Annotated in this window: 21 protein-coding genes; 13 read left to right on the top strand and 8 right to left on the bottom strand. The window is 61.2% G+C overall.

Translation table 11 applies throughout. From position 1 onward, the window contains the following. The first annotated feature begins 15 nt into the window (after nt 1–15). From CGLUCO_RS12675 to CGLUCO_RS12660, 4 genes are all read left to right on the top strand, one after another. A complete protein-coding gene (locus CGLUCO_RS12675) occupies nt 16–915 on the top strand; it encodes a universal stress protein (RefSeq protein WP_084036397.1) in 900 nt (299 codons plus the stop codon). A gap of 92 nt (nt 916–1,007) precedes the next feature. After that, complete coding sequence (locus tag CGLUCO_RS12670) at nt 1,008–1,274, top strand: GlsB/YeaQ/YmgE family stress response membrane protein (RefSeq protein WP_005388061.1); 267 nt, start codon at nt 1,008–1,010, stop codon at nt 1,272–1,274. A 106-nt stretch (nt 1,275–1,380) separates the two neighbouring features. Continuing rightward, nucleotides 1,381–2,001 (top strand): TetR/AcrR family transcriptional regulator, encoded by a 621-nt coding sequence (locus tag CGLUCO_RS12665; RefSeq protein WP_084036398.1) that lies wholly within the window; start codon nt 1,381–1,383, stop codon nt 1,999–2,001. A 407-nt stretch (nt 2,002–2,408) separates the two neighbouring features. Next, the gene (locus CGLUCO_RS12660) at nt 2,409–2,630 is read left to right on the top strand and encodes a hypothetical protein (protein ID WP_301387014.1); all 222 of its coding nucleotides are present in this window, start codon (nt 2,409–2,411) and stop codon (nt 2,628–2,630) included. 26 nt (nt 2,631–2,656) lie between these two features. Here the strand turns inward: CGLUCO_RS12660 and yidC are convergent, their stop codons facing one another. After that, nucleotides 2,657–3,805 (bottom strand): membrane protein insertase YidC, encoded by a 1,149-nt coding sequence (gene yidC, locus CGLUCO_RS12655; RefSeq protein WP_084036399.1) that lies wholly within the window; start codon nt 3,803–3,805, stop codon nt 2,657–2,659. Between the two features lie 51 nt (nt 3,806–3,856). Between yidC and CGLUCO_RS12650 the strand changes: the two genes are divergently transcribed. Together CGLUCO_RS12650 and CGLUCO_RS12645 are read left to right on the top strand one after the other, a co-directional pair. Beyond that, nucleotides 3,857–4,618 (top strand): class E sortase, encoded by a 762-nt coding sequence (locus tag CGLUCO_RS12650; RefSeq protein ID WP_084036400.1) that lies wholly within the window; start codon nt 3,857–3,859, stop codon nt 4,616–4,618. Between the two features lies 1 nt (nt 4,619). Further along, on the top strand, nt 4,620–4,778 hold the full coding sequence (locus tag CGLUCO_RS12645; RefSeq protein ID WP_005394507.1) for a hypothetical protein: 159 nt from the start codon (nt 4,620–4,622) through the stop codon (nt 4,776–4,778). Between the two features lie 114 nt (nt 4,779–4,892). Here CGLUCO_RS12645 and CGLUCO_RS12640 read toward each other — a convergent pair whose 3' ends face one another. Then, nucleotides 4,893–5,384, bottom strand: coding sequence for a DUF2020 domain-containing protein (locus tag CGLUCO_RS12640; protein WP_005394509.1), 492 nt, complete (start codon nt 5,382–5,384; stop codon nt 4,893–4,895). Between the two features lie 18 nt (nt 5,385–5,402). On the opposite strand from CGLUCO_RS12640, the gene CGLUCO_RS12635 reads away from it, so the two are divergent. Continuing rightward, nucleotides 5,403–6,611, top strand: a complete 1,209-nt coding sequence (locus CGLUCO_RS12635; RefSeq protein ID WP_084036401.1) for a sensor histidine kinase — start codon at nt 5,403–5,405, stop codon at nt 6,609–6,611. Further along, a complete protein-coding gene (locus CGLUCO_RS12630) occupies nt 6,608–7,246 on the top strand; it encodes a LuxR C-terminal-related transcriptional regulator (RefSeq protein WP_005388069.1) in 639 nt (212 codons plus the stop codon). The genes CGLUCO_RS12635 and CGLUCO_RS12630 overlap by 4 nt, the downstream gene beginning before the upstream one ends. A gap of 28 nt (nt 7,247–7,274) precedes the next feature. Here CGLUCO_RS12630 and CGLUCO_RS12625 read toward each other — a convergent pair whose 3' ends face one another. Together CGLUCO_RS12625 and CGLUCO_RS12620 are read right to left on the bottom strand one after the other, a co-directional pair. Continuing rightward, nucleotides 7,275–7,427, bottom strand: coding sequence for a hypothetical protein (locus tag CGLUCO_RS12625; RefSeq protein WP_005388070.1), 153 nt, complete (start codon nt 7,425–7,427; stop codon nt 7,275–7,277). Between the two features lie 681 nt (nt 7,428–8,108). After that, nucleotides 8,109–8,720, bottom strand: a complete 612-nt coding sequence (locus CGLUCO_RS12620) for a DUF6474 family protein (RefSeq protein ID WP_084036402.1) — start codon at nt 8,718–8,720, stop codon at nt 8,109–8,111. Between the two features lie 66 nt (nt 8,721–8,786). Between CGLUCO_RS12620 and CGLUCO_RS12615 the strand changes: the two genes are divergently transcribed. Together CGLUCO_RS12615 and CGLUCO_RS12610 are read left to right on the top strand one after the other, a co-directional pair. Then, on the top strand, nt 8,787–10,169 hold the full coding sequence (locus CGLUCO_RS12615) for a TM0106 family RecB-like putative nuclease (protein WP_084036403.1): 1,383 nt from the start codon (nt 8,787–8,789) through the stop codon (nt 10,167–10,169). 74 nt (nt 10,170–10,243) lie between these two features. Further along, nucleotides 10,244–11,398, top strand: coding sequence for a DUF8462 domain-containing protein (locus tag CGLUCO_RS12610; RefSeq protein ID WP_198481458.1), 1,155 nt, complete (start codon nt 10,244–10,246; stop codon nt 11,396–11,398). 111 nt (nt 11,399–11,509) lie between these two features. Here the strand turns inward: CGLUCO_RS12610 and CGLUCO_RS12605 are convergent, their stop codons facing one another. Beyond that, nucleotides 11,510–12,649: a hypothetical protein gene (locus CGLUCO_RS12605; RefSeq protein WP_084036406.1), complete on the bottom strand. Its 1,140-nt coding sequence runs from the start codon at nt 12,647–12,649 to the stop codon at nt 11,510–11,512. Between the two features lie 181 nt (nt 12,650–12,830). Between CGLUCO_RS12605 and CGLUCO_RS12600 the strand changes: the two genes are divergently transcribed. Further along, nucleotides 12,831–13,034 (top strand): hypothetical protein, encoded by a 204-nt coding sequence (locus CGLUCO_RS12600; RefSeq protein ID WP_084036404.1) that lies wholly within the window; start codon nt 12,831–12,833, stop codon nt 13,032–13,034. Nucleotides 13,035–13,058: 24 nt separating this feature from the next. Here CGLUCO_RS12600 and CGLUCO_RS12595 read toward each other — a convergent pair whose 3' ends face one another. Beyond that, nucleotides 13,059–13,667 (bottom strand): superoxide dismutase, encoded by a 609-nt coding sequence (locus tag CGLUCO_RS12595; protein WP_070739860.1) that lies wholly within the window; start codon nt 13,665–13,667, stop codon nt 13,059–13,061. 118 nt (nt 13,668–13,785) lie between these two features. Here CGLUCO_RS12595 and msrA point away from each other — a divergent pair, with 118 nt between their 5' ends. Both msrA and CGLUCO_RS12585 read left to right on the top strand, forming a co-directional pair. Then, a complete protein-coding gene (gene msrA, locus CGLUCO_RS12590) occupies nt 13,786–14,403 on the top strand; it encodes a peptide-methionine (S)-S-oxide reductase MsrA (RefSeq protein ID WP_084036405.1) in 618 nt (205 codons plus the stop codon). Nucleotides 14,404–14,685: 282 nt separating this feature from the next. Further along, the gene (locus CGLUCO_RS12585) at nt 14,686–15,390 is read left to right on the top strand and encodes a putative endonuclease domain-containing protein (protein WP_143336887.1); all 705 of its coding nucleotides are present in this window, start codon (nt 14,686–14,688) and stop codon (nt 15,388–15,390) included. Between the two features lie 66 nt (nt 15,391–15,456). Here the strand turns inward: CGLUCO_RS12585 and CGLUCO_RS12580 are convergent, their stop codons facing one another. Both CGLUCO_RS12580 and CGLUCO_RS12575 read right to left on the bottom strand, forming a co-directional pair. Next, nucleotides 15,457–16,098, bottom strand: coding sequence for an aminotransferase class IV (locus CGLUCO_RS12580; RefSeq protein WP_005388081.1), 642 nt, complete (start codon nt 16,096–16,098; stop codon nt 15,457–15,459). After that, nucleotides 16,099–16,704 (bottom strand): DedA family protein, encoded by a 606-nt coding sequence (locus CGLUCO_RS12575; RefSeq protein WP_005388083.1) that lies wholly within the window; start codon nt 16,702–16,704, stop codon nt 16,099–16,101. It lies immediately after the preceding gene. Nucleotides 16,705–16,743 lie beyond the last annotated feature (39 nt).

Genomic DNA, 16,743 nt, shown 5'->3' with positions numbered 1-16,743 from the left:
AGAAGGGTTTTCATCATGTCCAAGGAAGAACTGATTGTTTGTGCCGTCGACGGCTCGAAGGCCGCGGAGGTTGCCGTCGCGTGGGCCGCGAATACGGCGAACAAGCGCGACTGCCCGCTCCAGCTGGTTTCCAGCTACTCCATGCCGCAGTTCCTCTACGCTGAGGGGATGATCCCGCCCCAGGAGCTTTACGACGACCTTCAGGCCGAGACCATGGAAAAGATCGAGTCTGCCAAGAAGGTCGCTTTGGGGATCGCTCCGAACATCAAGATCGGCCACACGGTTGCGGAGGGTAGCCCCATCGATATGCTCCTCGAGATGGCTGAGGACGCAACGATGATCGTCATGGGTTCCCGTGGTCTCGGTGGGCTTTCGGGCATGGTCATGGGTTCGGTCTCCGCCGCCGTTGTGTCCCACGCGTGCTGCCCGGTGGTCGTCGTCCGTGAGGATAACCAGCTGACGCCGGATAACAAGTACGGTCCGGTCGTCGTCGGTGTCGATGGTTCCGAGGTGTCCGAGCGCGCCACGCGTCTCGCCTTCGAGGAGGCTCACGCCCGTGGTGCCAAGCTGAAGGCTGTCCACACCTGGATGGATATGCAGGTGCAGGCCTCTCTTGCTGGTCTCGCCGCCGCTCAGCAGCAGTGGGAGGCGGTCGAGGAGGAGCAGCACCGGCTGTTGTCCGAGCGTCTGGCCGGCTACGCCGAGGAGTTCCCGGATGTGGAGGTCGAGAAGATCATCACCCGCGATCGTCCGGTCCGTGCGCTTGCCGATGCCGCCGAGGGCGCTCAGCTCCTCGTCGTCGGATCCCATGGGCGTGGTGGCTTCAAGGGCATGCTGCTCGGCTCCACCTCTCGTGCTCTGCTGCAGTCGGCTCCCTGCCCGATGATGGTTGTCCGCCCTGATTGCAAAGATTAGGTAACAAATTCTCCGCTGGCTGGCAAACGCGCTTTTAATGCGTATACTGGCCAGTACAACCGTTCGGTATTAGTTTTTAAGGAGAATATTCTATGTCACCTGCACTTGGTTTCTTTGGTTGGATTATCGTTGGCGGCCTCGCCGGTTGGATTGGCTCCAAGATTATGAAGACTGATGAGCAGATGGGCTTGTTCCTGAACATCATCGTTGGTGTTGTTGGCGGCTTCCTCGGTGGCTGGGTCCTTGGCCTGTTCGGCCTGGGTGGCTCCACCGGTAACTGGATCCTCAGCTTCATTACCTGCCTCATTGGCGCGTGCTTGCTGCTCTGGATCGTGGGCTTCATCACCAAGAAGAAGTAGCCTCGTCTCTTAGCCCGCCTTCCGCGTTTCGCGGAGGGCGGTTTTTTATGTCCCGCGCGGTGGGTCTTGGAGAGACTGGGCTGTCTAGTTTTGCTATTGTTAGGGTATGGCTACAACGAAGAAGGCGAAGAGCAGGAGACGGGACCGGCCGAGCCCGCGTGTGCGGCTGCTGGCCAGCGCAACCAACCTGTTCACCACGGAAGGCATCCGCGTCATTGGTATTGACCGCATCCTCCGCGAGGCCGATGTAGCCAAGGCATCCCTGTATTCGTTGTTTGGTTCCAAGGACAATCTCGTCATTGCTTACATTAATGAGATGGCGCAGAAGTGGACCGAAGAGTTCGAGCGCCGCACGGAGCACCTCACCGACCCCGAGGCAAAGATCAACGCCATGTTCGATCAGGTCATCGACCAGCAGGAGAAGGAGGGCTACCCCGGTTCCCACTTCACCCATGCGGCCAGCGAGTACCCGAATCCGGAGTCGGAGAGCGAGCAGAATATCGTCGCTGCTGTTGCCGAGCACCGCGATTGGATTTTCAACACTTTGACGGAGCTCCTCACCGAGCGCAACGGGTACCCGTCCCAGTCGATCGCCCGTCAGCTCATGATTCTTATCGACGGTGGCATCACCAACGCCCAGCACATGAAGTCTCGCGAGCCCCTCGACCTCGCCCGCACCCTCGCCAAGCAGCTGCTCGGCGAACCCGCCGCCGACTACTCCATCTAGCGCAACGGCGCAATAAGTAGAGCTGTATGGAAATTTCCTAACCCAGCGCTGCTTCTTGCGATTGTCGAGCGTGCCGGGGTGGCAGCCGCTGCTGTGCGCAACGGCGCAATAAGTGCGCACTAAAATGACCCACAAATACTGATGTCTCCCCGCACCTGCCCGCCATGCCATCCATGTGTGCGCAACGGCGCAATAAGTAGAGCTGTATGGGAATTCCCTAACCCGGCGCTGTCGCTTGCGATTGTCGAGCGTGCCGGAGTGGCAGCCGGTGCTGTGCGCAACGGCGCAATAAGTGCGCACTGATATGCGGGATTCGGCGGGGAAGGTACTGGCGAGTCGGGCTTTGCGCGTCGGGGTAGGCGTGCTCATGTTGCCTTGCGTCCGCTCGCTGCTTGAGTCGGCCGGTTGTGCGCAACGGCGCAATAAGTAGAGCTGCATGGAAATTCCCTAACCCAGCGCTGTCGCTTGCGATTGCCGAGCACACCGGAGTGGCAGCCGGTGCTGTGCGCAACGGCGCAATAAGTAGAGTTGTATGGGAATTCCTTAACCCAGCGCTGTCGCTTGCGATTGTCGAGCGTGCAGGAGTGGCAGCCGGTGCTGTGCGCAACGGCGCAATAAGCGCGCACTGATATGGGCGCGAAATCGGGCCCCGCCCCTACTCGGTAGCCGAGGATGCCTCCGCCGAGGAAGCCCCCTCCGCCTCCGCCGACGGATTCTCCGCCGAAGAATCCGCCGACACCTTCTTCTTCTTCGCAGCAGCCTCCTCCTTCTTCAGCCGCTTCTTCTCCTTCTTAAACGCCTTGTCCTCCTTCTTCCGCAGCTTCGCCGCATCCTTCAGCGCGCGCCGCTCCGCCACGTAGTCGGAGGCATCGCGCCCGCGCAGCCGCGCCCACAGCGCCTTCACCAGCAGCGTCACCGGCGCGTAGCGTTTGCGGCGTGCGCCGTCGCGGAATTCCTTGAATTCCGGGGTGAGCGGGTGGCGGACAGTCAGCATGGTCCACAGGACGATGAGTTGTGACATGGTCCAGAAGTTGTTCACAAACCAGTAGAAGATGATCGCCACGGGGATGGGGCCGTTGAAGGCGAGGGTGAGGATCATGAAGGGGGTGTAGATGGCGAAGAACACCATGGAGAAGCTCACGTTGACGGCGAAGCCGCTGCGCCAGTCCATTGTCTCAAAGGAGCGGATGGTGGACAGGATCATGTTGAGCGTCATGAAGCAGGTGGCGGCGATGACGATGGGGGTGATGGTGTGGACGAGGTGGTCGCCGGTGGTGCCCAGTTCGTTGAGTTGCGCCTCAGGCATGGAGGCGTAGGCGGCGATGGGTAGCCCGAAGGCGCGTGTTTCCAGGAAGGAGCCGACGTCGGCGGAGGAGAGGAAGCCGACGGACGGGTACGGTGATGTGCCTAGTCCGCCTTCGGGGCGGGCGATGCGCAACACCATGCGGTAGAGGCCGAGGATGACGGGGAATTGGATGAGCATGGGGGCGCACCCGGCCATGGGGTTGACCTCGTGCTCGTCCATGAGCTGCTGGGATTTGCGGGAGAGCTCCGCTTGGCTTTCTTTGTCCAGTTTGCCGCGGTAGTCCTCTTTGAGTGAGGCCATGTGTGGCCGCATGATGGCGGTGCGGCGGGCGGAGACGTACATCTTCCAGGCCAGGGGTGCGATGAGGCTGCGGACGGTGATGATGAGGCCGACGAAGGAGAGGATCCAGGCGATGTTTTCGTTGACTCCGAGTCCGCCGTGGAGGAAGGTGTGCCACAGTTTGAGCACGGCGGATACGAGGTAGACGAGTGCGTCCATCACAGCGGCGGCTCCTTTATCAATAGGCTACGAAAGGATATTATCGAGCACGTGAACAACTCGGCAAAACGATTTTCCTGGCTGCAGTTCCTTGGTGAGCTGCTCATCACGCTGGGTGTCGTCTGTTTATTGTTCGCCTTTTATGAAGCCTACTGGACAAACCTGGAGGCGCAGCGCAATCAGGTGCAGGCGGAGCAAAACCTATCGCAGCGGTGGGAGAACCCTCGTCATCGGGTCTCCCCGGAGCTTGGCCAGGCCATGGCGCGCCTCTACATCCCCGCCTTCGGCCCGGATTACCAGTTCGCCATCATCGAGGGCACGGATGAGGAAGAGCTAAAAGCCGGCCCCGGCCACTACGAGGACTCCGAACTCCCCGGCCAGCCGGGTAATTTTGCGGTCGCCGGCCACCGCGTCGGCAAGGGCGCGCCGTTTAATGATCTGGGCCACCTCCACGCCTGCGACGCAATCATCATCGAGACGAGCACCACGTGGGAGATCTACAAAGTCCTCCCCATCGAAGACGACCAGAACACATCCTGCCTGCCACCAGATGTCCAACAGCGCGTCACAACTGGCGATTACAGCCACGTCCAGGGCCGCCACATCACTACCCCCGACGATTACTCGGTTGTCCACGCCCTTCCCGGCACCGACGAGGAGGATCCGACCCCGGACATGCTCCCTGTCGTCACGCTCACCACCTGCCACCCGCAGTTTTCCAACGCGGAGCGCATGATCATCCATGCGGTGCACGTCCGCTCCCAGGACAAAACCGCGGACAGCACTAGCGTCCCTCAAGAAATGGAGTCTTGACATGTACGGTTACCTTTGGCGCGCGCTCCCCGGCCCTACCTGGCTCAAAACGCTGCTCATGATCGCACTCGCCGTCGCGGTGTTCTTCCTGCTCATGGAGGTTGTTTTCCCCTGGGTGTCGGCGCACATGCCCTACAATGATGTGTCGATCACGGAGTAGAATATGGCCGTGACTGGTTCGGAGTTGGAATACATCCGCATACTCGAGGAGGAAGCTGAGGCTGCTCGTCGTGGGGAAATAGGGACAATCAGCCTGGAGGAACTCGAGGCCGAGCTAGAGCTGTAGGTTCCTGATCGTCTCCTCGGCCACAAGCTGCGCCTTCACCGATTGTTCCTGGTCAGTGAGCACAACCACGGCCGTCGCCCCCTTGCTCACGGCATACACCGCGCCCCCCTCCACGGGCCCGCGCCCGCCGCTCCACCCCTCCGGCTCCTCAGCCGGCGACGTCTCCGCCACCGGCGCATAGTGGTCGACCACGGCCCGCGCCCCGCCCTCACTCGCCATCTCCCGCACAATCACCGTCAGTTGCGGTTCCTCCCAATAAGACCAAAACTGGCACGCCGGCACCTCAAATTGCTTGTCGACGCCCACTCGTAGCACCTTCTGGCCATTCATCTGGGCTACCGCTTGGCTATCCAGGTAGGGGCACTCCCCATCCTCAGCCTGGACCTCCTTTACCACAGGCTCCGGAGCCTGCGACGGAACCTCTTCTGCGGAACACCCAACCAAAAACAACACGGGTATAAAGGCAAGCCGTTTGAACATAGGGCATAGGATACCTGTATGGCCACGAACAGACACGCGCCCGGGTTTTCCTATATAACAGTGGGAATCCACATCATCACCGCCCTCCTCCTCGCCGTGACGGTGGCGACGTCGCTGACCGTCGGGATCCTGGAGTTCATGCAGGTGAGCTTCCTGGCCGTGACCTTCGGCGCGATCTATTACGCGGGTAACCACTTCTTCCACCAGCTAAATTCCACCCAGCACGGCCTGTGGGCGTTCGGGCTGACGGCGCTGTGGATCCTGCTTCTGCCGCATCACCTCTCGGCGGTGTACCTCGTGGCCGCGCTGTACTTCGTCTACCTGCGCAGTTTCGATGAGCGCACGTCCACGGCGGCGATCCTGGGCGCCACGGGCATCGTGATCGTCGCAAATATCCCCACGGGTATCACCGTCGGCGCGGTCGTCGGGCCCCTCCTCGGTGGCGTGGTGACCATCGGCATCGCCTTCATTTTCCGCCGCATGTGGCGCATGTCCGCGGAGAAGGAGGAGCTCATTGACCAGCTGATGAAGACGCGGTCGCAGCTGGCGCAGACGGAGCACGAGGCCGGCATGGCCGCCGAGCGTCAGCGCATCGCGCACGAGATCCATGACACCGTCGCCCAAGGGTTAAGTTCCATCCAGATGCTCCTCTCCGTCGCAGAGGCCGACATCAAGTCCGGCAAGCCGCAGGAGGAGCCCCTGAAGAAGATCGCCATCGCCAAGAAGTCCGCAGCGGACAACCTTGCCGAGGCCCGCGCCATGATCGCTGCCCTCCAGCCCGCAGCCCTGGCCAAAACAAACCTCGAGGGCGCGCTCGAGCGCATCGCCGAGAACATCGAGTCTGTCGACGTCAACATCTCCGTCGAGGGCGAGGACCGCCAGCTCCCCATGCGTACGGAAACCACCCTCCTCCGCATCGCCCAGGGCGCGCTCGGCAACGTCGTCAAGCATTCGCAGGCCACCGCCGCCCTTGTCACCCTCACCTACGACCCCGACGAGGTGCGTCTCGACGTCGTCGATAACGGCGTCGGCTTCGACCCCGCCCAAGTCGCCGCCCGCCCCCGCGGCCTCGGCCACATCGGCCTCGACGCCATGCGCGAGCGCGCCCGCGAGGTCGGCGGAACCTTGGCGATAGAATCTACCCCAGGCCAGGGGACGGCAATTAGCGTCGCGGTGCCTATTATCAATACAATGAGGGACGAACGAAAGGATGAAACACTGTCATGATCCGCGTCTTGCTTGCCGATGACCACGAAATCGTCCGCATGGGGCTCAAAGCTGTCCTCGACAGTGCCTCTGACATTGAGGTTGTAGGCGAGGTCGCCACTGCCGAGGATGCCATCGCCGCAGCGCAGCAGGGCAACGTCGACGTCATCCTCATGGACATGCGCTTCGGTGCCGGTGCCGAGGGCTCCAAGATGCGCACGGGTGCCGACGCCACCGCCGAGATCAAGCGCACGATGAAGAACCCGCCCGCCGTCCTCGTGGTGACCAACTACGACACGGACGCCGATATTCTCTCCGCCATCGAGGCCGGCGCCCTCGGCTACCTGCTGAAAGACGCCCCGCCGCAGGAGCTCATCGCCGGCGTCCGCTCCGCCGCCGAGGGCGACACCACCCTGTCCCCCGTCGTCGCCAACCGCTTGATGACGCGCGTCCGTGGCCCCAAGACCACCCTCACCCCCCGCGAGCTCGAGGTCCTCCGCCTCGTCGCCGCCGGCTCCTCTAATAAGGAAATCGGCCGCGTCCTCTTCCTTTCCGAGGCAACGGTCAAGAGCCACCTCGTCCACATTTACGACAAGCTGGACGCCCGCTCCCGCACCGCCGCCGTCGCCGCCGCCCGCGAGCAGGGAGTGCTCTAGCGCTTCCTCATCGCCCCGGCTATGAAGGCTAGCGCACGTCGTCTTTTGGCGTGCGCTTAGTAAACGCCGCCACAAAGATGATGACCGCGCAGATCCCCAAGACGATCTGCAGCCACAGGGCGTTGCTGATTATGGCCAAGAATGCGAAAAAACCGCCAACGATGATCAGGGTGGCTTTCATGGTGTCTCCTTTCTCCTTTTAAAACGGATAGCTAAAGCCTACCTTGTCGGCGCCTGCTCTGCCCGCCAACCGGACAGGAAACCCCACCCCGCAAAGCGAGAGGTTTGTGTGCGGCTCTACACCGCTCGTGACAAAAGTTACCGTTTTGTCGCTGCAGATGTGCGGAAACCCCAGGTCGCCGAAACCGCTACCCGGTATCGCGTTACCTTTTGTCGCCAGCTCCTCGCCAACCGGGCAGGAAACCCCAAGCCGTCACACCCGCCACCCTGCAAAGCGAGAGGTTTGTGTGCGGCCCTATACCGCCCGTGACAAAAGTTACCGTTTTGTCGCTGCAGATGTGCGGAAACCCCAGGTCGCCGAAACCGCTACCCGGCATCGCGTTACCTTTTGTCGCCAGCTCCTCGCCAACCGGGCGGGAAACCCCGAGCCGTCACACCCGCCACCCTGCAAAGCGAGAGGTTTGTGTGCGGCCCTATACCGCTCGTGACAAAAGTTAACGGTTTGTCGCTGCAGATGTGCGGAAACCCCAGGTCGCCGAAACCGCTACCCGGCATCGCGTTACCTTTTGTCGCCAGCTCCCCGCCAGCCGGCCATAATCGCCAACCGGCCATAATCGCCAACCGGACAAGAAACCCGCACACAGAAAAAAGCGACCTCCCAAAGGGAGGCCGCAAAACAAACTTAAGCCCGCAGCTTCTCGTCAATCTGCGAGGCGATGAGGTCCAGGTCGTTGCCGATGGAGCGGTGGGTGGCGCGGCGCTGCTCGGGCGTCATGTGCTCGGCGTTGTCCACGGCCTGCTCGAGCTCGTCCAGGCGCGCGTCCACGTCCTTCTTAAAGCCCGTAGGCAAACCCTCAACCGAGCGCAGCTTATCTATCCGCACCTTCAGCGGGGCCCCGTGCCCGCCGTGGCTGGCCAGGTCGGCGCCGCTAAACCCGAGCTGGGAGGCCTGGCGGTTGGTGTTCTGCTCCCGCCACTGCGTGACGGCGCGGTAGATGAGCGGGATCGCCAGGGGTGCGAGTGCCCGCAGCGCGCCTGCGTAGCGGTTGACGGTGTCCTTGTTAAAGCGGCCGGCGCGGATCTTCGCCAGTTCCTGCTTGGCCAGCTTGGTGTCTTCCTTGAAGCGCTTCTTCTCCAGCTTGGCGTTGTGCTTCGCCAGGTTCTTCTCGTGCTTCATGAGCAGCTTGTTGAGCTTCAGCTCGTTCTTGGAATCGGCCTTGGCGCGGGCCTCTGCGGCTTTGATCTCAGCCTTGGTCTTTGCACGTGCCTTGCGGATGGCTCCGAAAAGTCCCACGGGTGCTCCTTTAAAGATTCGTCGGTGTTACCCCTCCACCTTACCTGTTGTATATAGTATGTAGCCATGGTGCAGGCCTCGGATTTGGTGGGGTGCCGGTTTAAAGGTGTGCAGCGCCGCCGGTTCCCTGATGCGTCGTACCCGCCGGAGGCCCAGGCCCGCCACGAGCGTCGGCAGCAGGCTGCTGACCAGCTCGTCAGGCTTCTCCCGTACACGAAGGCGATCGGTGACCGTGGCGTTTTCACCCGCGCAGACGCCAATGGGGATTTCTTCGATACCCTCGAGCTCATGGCCGCGCAGACGACGGTCATCACCCATCCGTACATGGATTGCGAGGCCCTCGTCCGCTGGAACGGTGCCTACGCTCCGCTGGTCATGAGCACGCATAAGCTTCTCTATCCCGCGAAGGCGCAGACCAAGGTCGTCGCCACGCAGCGGGTTGGCCTGAGTAAGCCGGTCACGGCGAAGCTTGCCCCGCGTCACCATACGCTCGATGGGTATCGGGTGAGTCTCGCGGACCGTGAGCTCGCCCGCCTGGGTCACGATTCGGGCATCGCCCTTGTCACAGGTCAGGATCTCGCCCTCTGCGCCATCATCGAGACTGCCCCCCTTGCGGTGCCCACGGACCGCGCCCTTGCCACCCCGGAACCCACGGGTCCCCGTCGCGTCAAGGAGTGCGAGGGTTGCCGTTTCTGGTTCGATTGCCAGAAAATCCTCGAAGCCCGCGATGACATCTCCCTCTTCCTCTCCGGCGATAAGGCCCGCCCTTACATGCAGCGCGGCATCCACACGGTCGACGCGCTCATTGCGTCCGGCAATCGGCTCGCCGCCGCGTGGCGCGCCGGGGTTCCCGCCTTACGGAAGGTTCCTACCTCCGCCCCGCTTTTCGACGTTGAGGTGGACGTGGACATGGAAGCCTACCTCAACCACGGCGTGTACCTCTGGGGCACGTACGACCAACACACCTACCGCCCCTTCGTCACCTGGGGCGAGCTCGGCGGCGAGTCCGAGGCCCGCAACTTTGCCGAGTTCTGGTCCTACCTCATGGAGATGCGCGCGTCTTCGCCATCCTTTTGCGCCTTCTGCTACGCCTCCGGCGGAGAAAACCACTGGCTGCGCACCTCCGCCAAGAAGTTCGCGGGCTACCCCGGCGTGCCCCCTGTCGAGGAGGTCAATGCCTTCATCTCCTCCGGCCAGTGGATCGACGTCTTCAAGCTGGTGAAGAGCCAGCTCGTCGGATCTAACGGCCTCGGCCTCAAGGTCATCGCCCCGCTGGCGGGCTTCACCTGGGAGGAAGAAGGTGTCGACGGCGAGGAGTCCATCGAGCTCTACCGCGCCAGAGAGCGCGACCGCCTCCTCCGCTACAACCGTGACGATTGCCGCGCCACCGCCGCCGTCCGCCACTGGCTCGCCCAGGGCGCGCCGGGAATCCCCGATCTTAACCCCTAAAACAGCAGGTCACAGCGGAGTTATAAAAGTTCTAAAAGTTATAAAAGGTTATAAAAGTCGGCTACACTAGGGGCATGAATTTCGTTCGTAATCCGTACAGAGCGACCCTTGGTGCGAACCCGCCCATGCTGGTTGGTAGGGAAGAAGAGATCGAAGAGTGTGACCGAGCGCTTCGCAATGGACCAGGGACACACGAGCGGATCTCCCTCGTCTCGGGACCGCGTGGTGTTGGCAAGACTGTGCTTCTCAATAAGTTCGAGGAGGTCGGGCGTTCGCACTCGTGGTGGGTGATCTCGGAAACCGCTTCGCACGGTTTTATCGAGCGGATTCGCGACGCCGCGTACCAGATCGCGGTTGAACAGCTGCGTTCCAGTAGGACGCGCATCCGTGGCATCTCCCTCCCACATGGATTTGGTGTGACCCTGGAAGATGCGGAGAAGCATTCGCCAAAGCTGACGCTTAGAGCAGCGTTGACCGATCTCCTCACCCTGCAGTCGGAAATCGATCGTCACCTCGGGCAAGAGCCCGTGGGTGTCTTCATCACGCTGGATGAGCTGCACCACTCTCAACGTGACGAGGTCATCGAGTTTGGCACCACGATCCAACACCTAGTTCGAGAAGATCGCGAAATCGCCGTCGCCATGGCAGGCATTCCCAGTGCGGTGAAACCACTATTGGCAAGCGACGCTGGCTCTAATCCCGTCACCTTCCTTCGCCGCGCCAATATGATCGAGCTCGGTCTGGTTAGCGACGACGAATCACGCCGGGCCCTGGAAGAACCACTGCTTGATCTCGCTTTTTCCTGGGAACCAGCCGCACTTGACCAGGCCGTAAAGGCATGTGCCGGCTACCCCTTTATGATTCAGCTCGTCGGTCAAGAGGCATTCCTTTGCAGGGAAGGTAACGCCATTACCGCTTCCTCAGTCGCTCGGAGCCTCCCCGTAGCACGCAGAAAGCTCGGCCAACTCGTCCACGAACCCGCGCTTGCCGATCTTTCCGGGAAAGATCGCCAGTTCCTCGCCGTCATGGCGCGCAACGACGGCCCAACCCGCACGTCAGACATCGCGGACCGTCTTGGCGTTGGCGCGTCGTATGTGAGCGTTTATCGCGCACGCCTCATAGAAGCGGGAATCATTGCGGCTCCCAGCTACGGTTACGTGGATTTTGAATTACCGTATCTACGTGAGTACATCCGCAACCAGGAGTGGTCAAAGGAGGATTTCGCCTGATAGGAGCTGAGTTCTAAAAGTTCTAAAAGGTTATAAAAGCAGACTTGCGGACAATTTTGCTGAAACTATACTTTCAACAATTCGTAAAACTGCCGAAACCTGAAAGTATATTTACAGCGTCAGCGCCCACACGGCTACCACCGTCAAAACGCCACCAGCCACCTGCCACCAGGGGTTATAGCGCGCCGAGTCCGGCTTCTCCGCTTCGCCTGCGATAACCGCCTGCTGCTCCCGCCTCGACACGAACTGCGCCGGCAGGAACATTGCCAACGACGCCACCGCCAGCACCGGAAACCCCACGAGCAGCCCCAAGTTCGTGAGCACCACCCGGTAGTACGCCCCGCGGTTGTGCGCGTACATGCCGGCCCGCACCGCGCCGGGCCCGCCACCCATCCGCGAGGGCAGCAGGAAACTCATGGAGCCGATGAGCAGCTGTCCGATGAACCCGATGACCAGAGCCTCCGTCGGAACCACACCCGAAAACGCATATGTAACCAGCCCGCCGATGAGCCACACGATGGACATCGCCATCGTCAGCGCCGCATATCCCACGCGGTCGCGTGGGTCCCGCAGAACGGTGGTGATCTCACGCACCCACCCGGCGGCAGCCCACAGCCAGCCCGCAACATACACAACGAGCCCCACCGCAGACAGGGGAACAATCACCACACCCACCGTGAGGAGCGCAATCGCCACCTCGATCCGCGAGGACTTCATCTGCGTCCGCCACACCATCGGCAGCATCAATGCGAGCGTCGATAGCGCCGTGATCCCCACGAACCCGAGCACCGTAAACGCCACATGCGCCCCGCGCACCATGTCCGAGGGCCACCATTCCAGCAGCACACCCGCCCCCGCGCCAACCACGAAGCACGCCGCCGCGATCACGTATCCCACGACGGAGCTGGAAAAACGGCGCCCGCGCCGGTATTGCCGCGCCAGCCGCCACCCGTGGTACACCAGTACCCCGACAGCCCCCGCAGCGCCCACGCCGAGCAGCGCCACCATCTCCACAGCCTGGCCCACGAACATGAGCAGGATGAACGCATTGAGGGCAACGCAGCGTCGAAAAGCATCAGAGCGTTGCCGCATGAACTTGTCCGTCCAATACTGCGACCAGTACACAATCGACGTCGTCACCGCGCCCAGCGTGAACGCGTGGATGACAAACCAGCGGGGCTGCGCCGTAACCGCCAGCACAATGACCGCGACAAACCACGCCATGACGGGTACCAGGGCCTTCGTTCTCATGGCCTCAAGAGTAGAACACAGCACAGACAGGGTGCCCCCGATACGTCAGACAAGAACTTTCGTTCCGACACCAAGCAACACCCACCCCTGGGGAAAGAAACGAACGTTGCCCATAACCCCCGAAACCGCACAATAAACCACCTATACTGGCACAATCCGCAGAAAAAGAAGGAGCCGCCCCGTGAAAAACCTCTCGTCCCCGTTGCTGGCCATCGGCTTGCGGATCCTGCTTGCCGTGGACGTCATCCTGTTCACCGCCCTCGACTGGAACGCCCTGAGCATGGGGATCATCCTGGTTCCCCTCTTTGCCCTCGCGGTGATCACCACAGTTAGAGCAATAAAAAAGTGCGCAGCAACACAAAAAGTGGCACCGCGCACAAACTAACGGGTTCGCCAGAACCTCTAGAACCTACTTAGCCTTCGCTGCAGCGTAGCGCTCTGCCACGTCGTCCCAGTTGAAGACGTTCCAGACGGCCTTGACGTAGTCGGCCTTGACGTTCTTGTACTGGAGGTAGAAGGCGTGCTCCCACATGTCGAGCATGAGCAGCGGGGTGAAGTTAACGGAGATGTTGCCCTGCTGGTCGGTGAGCTGCTCGATGATGAGGTGGCCGGAGAGGTGGTCGTAGCCGAGCACTGCCCAGCCGGAGCCCTGCAGGCCGGTGGCTACTGCGGAGAAGTGAGCCTTGAACTGCTCGAAGGAACCAAAGTCTGCCTTGATAGCCTCGGCAAGCTCGCCGGTGGGCTCGCCGCCACCGTTGGGGGAGAGGTTCTTCCAGAAGATGGAGTGGTTGGTGTGGCCACCAAGGTTGAACGCGAGGTTCTTGGTGTAGGCGCGAATCCTGTCGGCGTTGGCCTCGCCGGCACGCTCCTCCTCGAGTGCCTTGAGCGCGGCGTTGGCGCCCTTGACGTAACCTGCGTGGTGCTTGGAGTGGTGCAGCTCCATAATCTCAGCGGAGATATGCGGCTCCAGAGCGTCGTATGCGTAGTCGAGTTCGGGGAGGGTGTAGATATCAGCCATGAATTCGTCCTTTCTTGGTTGTTGACGTGGCCCCCATGATAGGGGAAAATCCGGACTTGTAAAGGGATTCAGAAAAATTTTTTCTACCCCCGCCCCTGACCAGGGGTAAGGTAACCCTATGTTTATTAATGAACCGGTTATGCCCACCCGCGAGTCCGCCCTCAAGGGCGGAAAAACGCCCGTCCTCCCCAACCCGGGCACCCACGCGGTCCTTGGCACTCCACTTGATTCCCCTGGTGCTTACGTCCTATTCGGCCTGGGCTGCTTTTGGGGCGCCGAGAAATTATTCTGGTCCACCCCTGGTGTAATCACCACAAGCGTGGGATTCGCCGGCGGCTACACCCAAAACCCCACCTACCGGGAAGTCTGCACCGGCCGCACCGGCCACGCCGAGGTGGTGAAGGTTGTGTACGATCCGGAAAAAATCTCGTTCGAGCAGTTGGTGAAGATCGCCCTCGAGGCCCACGATCCCACCCAGGGCTTTAGGCAGGGCAACGACGTGGGAACCCAGTACCGCTCATGCATCTTCACTGAGACCGATGAGCAGGCCGAGATCGCCCGTGGCATCGCCTCCGCCTACGCCCCCAAGCTCAAAGAGGCAGGTTACGGCGATCTCACCACCGAGATCCGCGCCCACGTGGACTACTACCTTGCCGAGGAAGAGCACCAGCAGTACCTCCGCAAAAACCCGGGCGGCTACTGCCCCGTCCACACTACCGGCATCGCCTGCGGGTAGCTACCGGTTGCGGGGGAGTAGTACCCGTGCGAAACTAAGTCCATGCAATCGGGGGATGAATTACTTCTAATCCGCTCACTGGGACCCGGCGAGCGCCTTCACGTCATCGAGGGGTTCCGTGCCGGAAGGATGAAAAGGCTGGCACGCGGTGTCTATTACCCAACCTGGAATTTTTATGGGTTGAGGTCAAATCAGCGTTCGGTTCTTGCTTCTGGTGCACAAGGAGTTAGCGGGCGCCACCTCGTGGGCAGATCCGCAGCCGCTATGTGGGCGTACCCCCACATGCTCTTATCGACGACCTTCCGCCCCGAGGTCCGCGGGCGCACAAGCAAATACGCCGATGGCCGAAATATCCCCGATACCCACATGACGACCACCCCTTTTAAAGGCATCGAGGTCACCCTAACTACCCCGGCGGTGACGGTCATTGATGTTGCCAGGTGGCATGGCCTTTATGAGGCTGTCCGCCTTGGCGACATCCTTGCCCGCAAAGGGAAGCTCACCCGTGCCGACCTCGCGGAAGCCGTCGCTGCCCGCTCGAATTTCGCCAACATCGAGCGTGCCCGCACAGCTGCAATGCTTGTCAACGATCGCTCCGAGAGCCCCCGCGAAAGTGACGTGAAAGTCTCTTTGTACCTAAACAACATCAAGGGCTTCGAGCAGCAAGTGACGATCACCAACTACCGGGGAGTCAGCATCGCTCGACTGGATTTCCTCAACCGCGAACACTCGGTCGGAATTGAGTACGACGGCCGCGGAAAGACGTGGGGCCAGTATGGTCTCTCTGCGGAGGAAGCTGCCAACAATGAGCTCAGCCGCCAGCGCGACCTCGAGTGCGAGGGCATCTTCGTCGTCCGCGTAACCAATTACACCTACACCAACGACGATTGGCTAGCTCAGCTTCGCCGCGCGCTGAAAGTGAATCACGGTCGCGAGTTTCCTGCCGACCGCTGCCTGCCCTACACCAAGGGACCCCCCACCTTTTAGTTTTTGCAGCAGATTCGTCCCAAATCTCCGAAATTAATGGGGGTCCGCTCCAATCTGCTGCAAAAACTAAATCGCTTCGTACGCCCGCGCAATGTCCGCAGCGATCTCGGCACCCCGCGGCGTCGTCACGAGCGCCGAATCGATCTGCGTAATGAGCCGAACCCCGCGCGCAGCGTTCGTCGCGATAGCTCCGATGTACCCTTCGACCTCTCCCACCCGAATTTCCTTGCGTACCGACGGCCACACCCCCTCAATGAGCTGCTGCGTCGTCCCGAGAAGAAGCTCACCTACGGGCCATTCCAAAGTCCCCGAAGGTGTAATGAACCCCACGTTGAACATGGTCCCCTCGGTCACCACGTCTCCGGTAACCAAAATCGCGTCGTCGGCTGCGACCGCCCGCTGCGCCTCCCACTGTGGGGCCAGGTCGTCGTGCTTCACGCGGGGCAGCTCCCGCACCAATGGATAAAAAGCGCAGCTTATCGGCTCCGAGGGTGGGATCGCCCGCGCGGTTATGTTGAAAGAATCCGCGAAGCAGGAAACGCGGTAGGTGTTTGGTTCCCGCAGCTCCCGCATGGCGTCGACAAGCCCGTCGGGGAGCCCCCGACCGAACAGCGATCGCTGACCGTAGACCAATCTCTCCACGTGCAGGTCGAAGCCCCGCACATGTCCATCGGGGAGGACATTAAACGTGGTGAAGTGGCCTTCCACTTACTTCTTCCTCTTCTGGTTAAGCCAGGAAATGATAATCGGTAGGACAGAAATCCCCACAATAATAATGACGATCGCGTCAATGTTGTCGGCGATGCCGGGGATATTCCCCAGGAAGTACCCCACCGCAACCATCGAGCACACCCAGCCGACGGCCCCCAGAACATTCCAACGCACAAACGAGGTGTAGTGCATCTCCGCCGTTCCGGCTGCTAGCGGCACGTAGGTGCGCACAATCGGCACGAACCGCCCCAGCACCAGCGCCAACGGGCCATGCTTGGCAAAGAAATCCTCCGCACGCTGCAGATACTCCGTCTTGAGCACGCGGGCATCATCCTTGAACAGCCGCCTGCCAAACGTCTTCCCCAGCCAGAAACCAACCTGATCCCCGAGGAACGCCGCGACGATAGCTACCCCCAGGATCCACGGCACCGTCAGGTGGAACGTCTCGCGCAGAATCGTGGCCGTGACCAGCAAGGAATCGCCGGGCAGGAAGGGGAACAGGAATCCCGACTCGATGAACACGACGATTGCAAGGCCGGGCAACACGAACGGGCCGAAGGCCTCCAGGAGTGCGCCGGCATCGAGAATATTAGAAAGGGACATGCGGTTCTAAAGCTCCTTCGCGCGAAAAGATGACAAACC

Origin of the sequence: Corynebacterium glucuronolyticum DSM 44120 (assembly GCF_030440595.1) — a bacterium.
GTDB lineage: Bacteria > Actinomycetota > Actinomycetes > Mycobacteriales > Mycobacteriaceae > Corynebacterium > Corynebacterium glucuronolyticum.
Note: the sequence above shows the minus strand (reverse complement) of the source record. Positions and strands in the feature narration are given on the sequence as shown.

What these genes read in the sequence shown, in the direction of transcription:
- CGLUCO_RS12675 (WP_084036397.1), top strand. Translation starts at nt 16, where the DNA reads ATGTCCAAGGAAGAACTGATTGTTTGTGCCGTCGACGGCTCGAAGGCC.
- CGLUCO_RS12670 (WP_005388061.1), top strand. Translation starts at nt 1,008, where the DNA reads ATGTCACCTGCACTTGGTTTCTTTGGTTGGATTATCGTTGGCGGCCTC.
- CGLUCO_RS12665 (WP_084036398.1), top strand. Translation starts at nt 1,381, where the DNA reads ATGGCTACAACGAAGAAGGCGAAGAGCAGGAGACGGGACCGGCCGAGC.
- yidC (WP_084036399.1), bottom strand. Translation starts at nt 3,805, where the DNA reads ATGGACGCACTCGTCTACCTCGTATCCGCCGTGCTCAAACTGTGGCAC.
- CGLUCO_RS12645 (WP_005394507.1), top strand. Translation starts at nt 4,620, where the DNA reads ATGTACGGTTACCTTTGGCGCGCGCTCCCCGGCCCTACCTGGCTCAAA.
- CGLUCO_RS12640 (WP_005394509.1), bottom strand. Translation starts at nt 5,384, where the DNA reads ATGTTCAAACGGCTTGCCTTTATACCCGTGTTGTTTTTGGTTGGGTGT.
- CGLUCO_RS12635 (WP_084036401.1), top strand. Translation starts at nt 5,403, where the DNA reads ATGGCCACGAACAGACACGCGCCCGGGTTTTCCTATATAACAGTGGGA.
- CGLUCO_RS12630 (WP_005388069.1), top strand. Translation starts at nt 6,608, where the DNA reads ATGATCCGCGTCTTGCTTGCCGATGACCACGAAATCGTCCGCATGGGG.
- CGLUCO_RS12625 (WP_005388070.1), bottom strand. Translation starts at nt 7,427, where the DNA reads ATGAAAGCCACCCTGATCATCGTTGGCGGTTTTTTCGCATTCTTGGCC.
- CGLUCO_RS12615 (WP_084036403.1), top strand. Translation starts at nt 8,787, where the DNA reads ATGGTGCAGGCCTCGGATTTGGTGGGGTGCCGGTTTAAAGGTGTGCAG.
- CGLUCO_RS12610 (WP_198481458.1), top strand. Translation starts at nt 10,244, where the DNA reads ATGAATTTCGTTCGTAATCCGTACAGAGCGACCCTTGGTGCGAACCCG.
- CGLUCO_RS12605 (WP_084036406.1), bottom strand. Translation starts at nt 12,649, where the DNA reads ATGAGAACGAAGGCCCTGGTACCCGTCATGGCGTGGTTTGTCGCGGTC.
- CGLUCO_RS12595 (WP_070739860.1), bottom strand. Translation starts at nt 13,667, where the DNA reads ATGGCTGATATCTACACCCTCCCCGAACTCGACTACGCATACGACGCT.
- msrA (WP_084036405.1), top strand. Translation starts at nt 13,786, where the DNA reads ATGTTTATTAATGAACCGGTTATGCCCACCCGCGAGTCCGCCCTCAAG.
- CGLUCO_RS12585 (WP_143336887.1), top strand. Translation starts at nt 14,686, where the DNA reads ATGCTCTTATCGACGACCTTCCGCCCCGAGGTCCGCGGGCGCACAAGC.
- CGLUCO_RS12575 (WP_005388083.1), bottom strand. Translation starts at nt 16,704, where the DNA reads ATGTCCCTTTCTAATATTCTCGATGCCGGCGCACTCCTGGAGGCCTTC.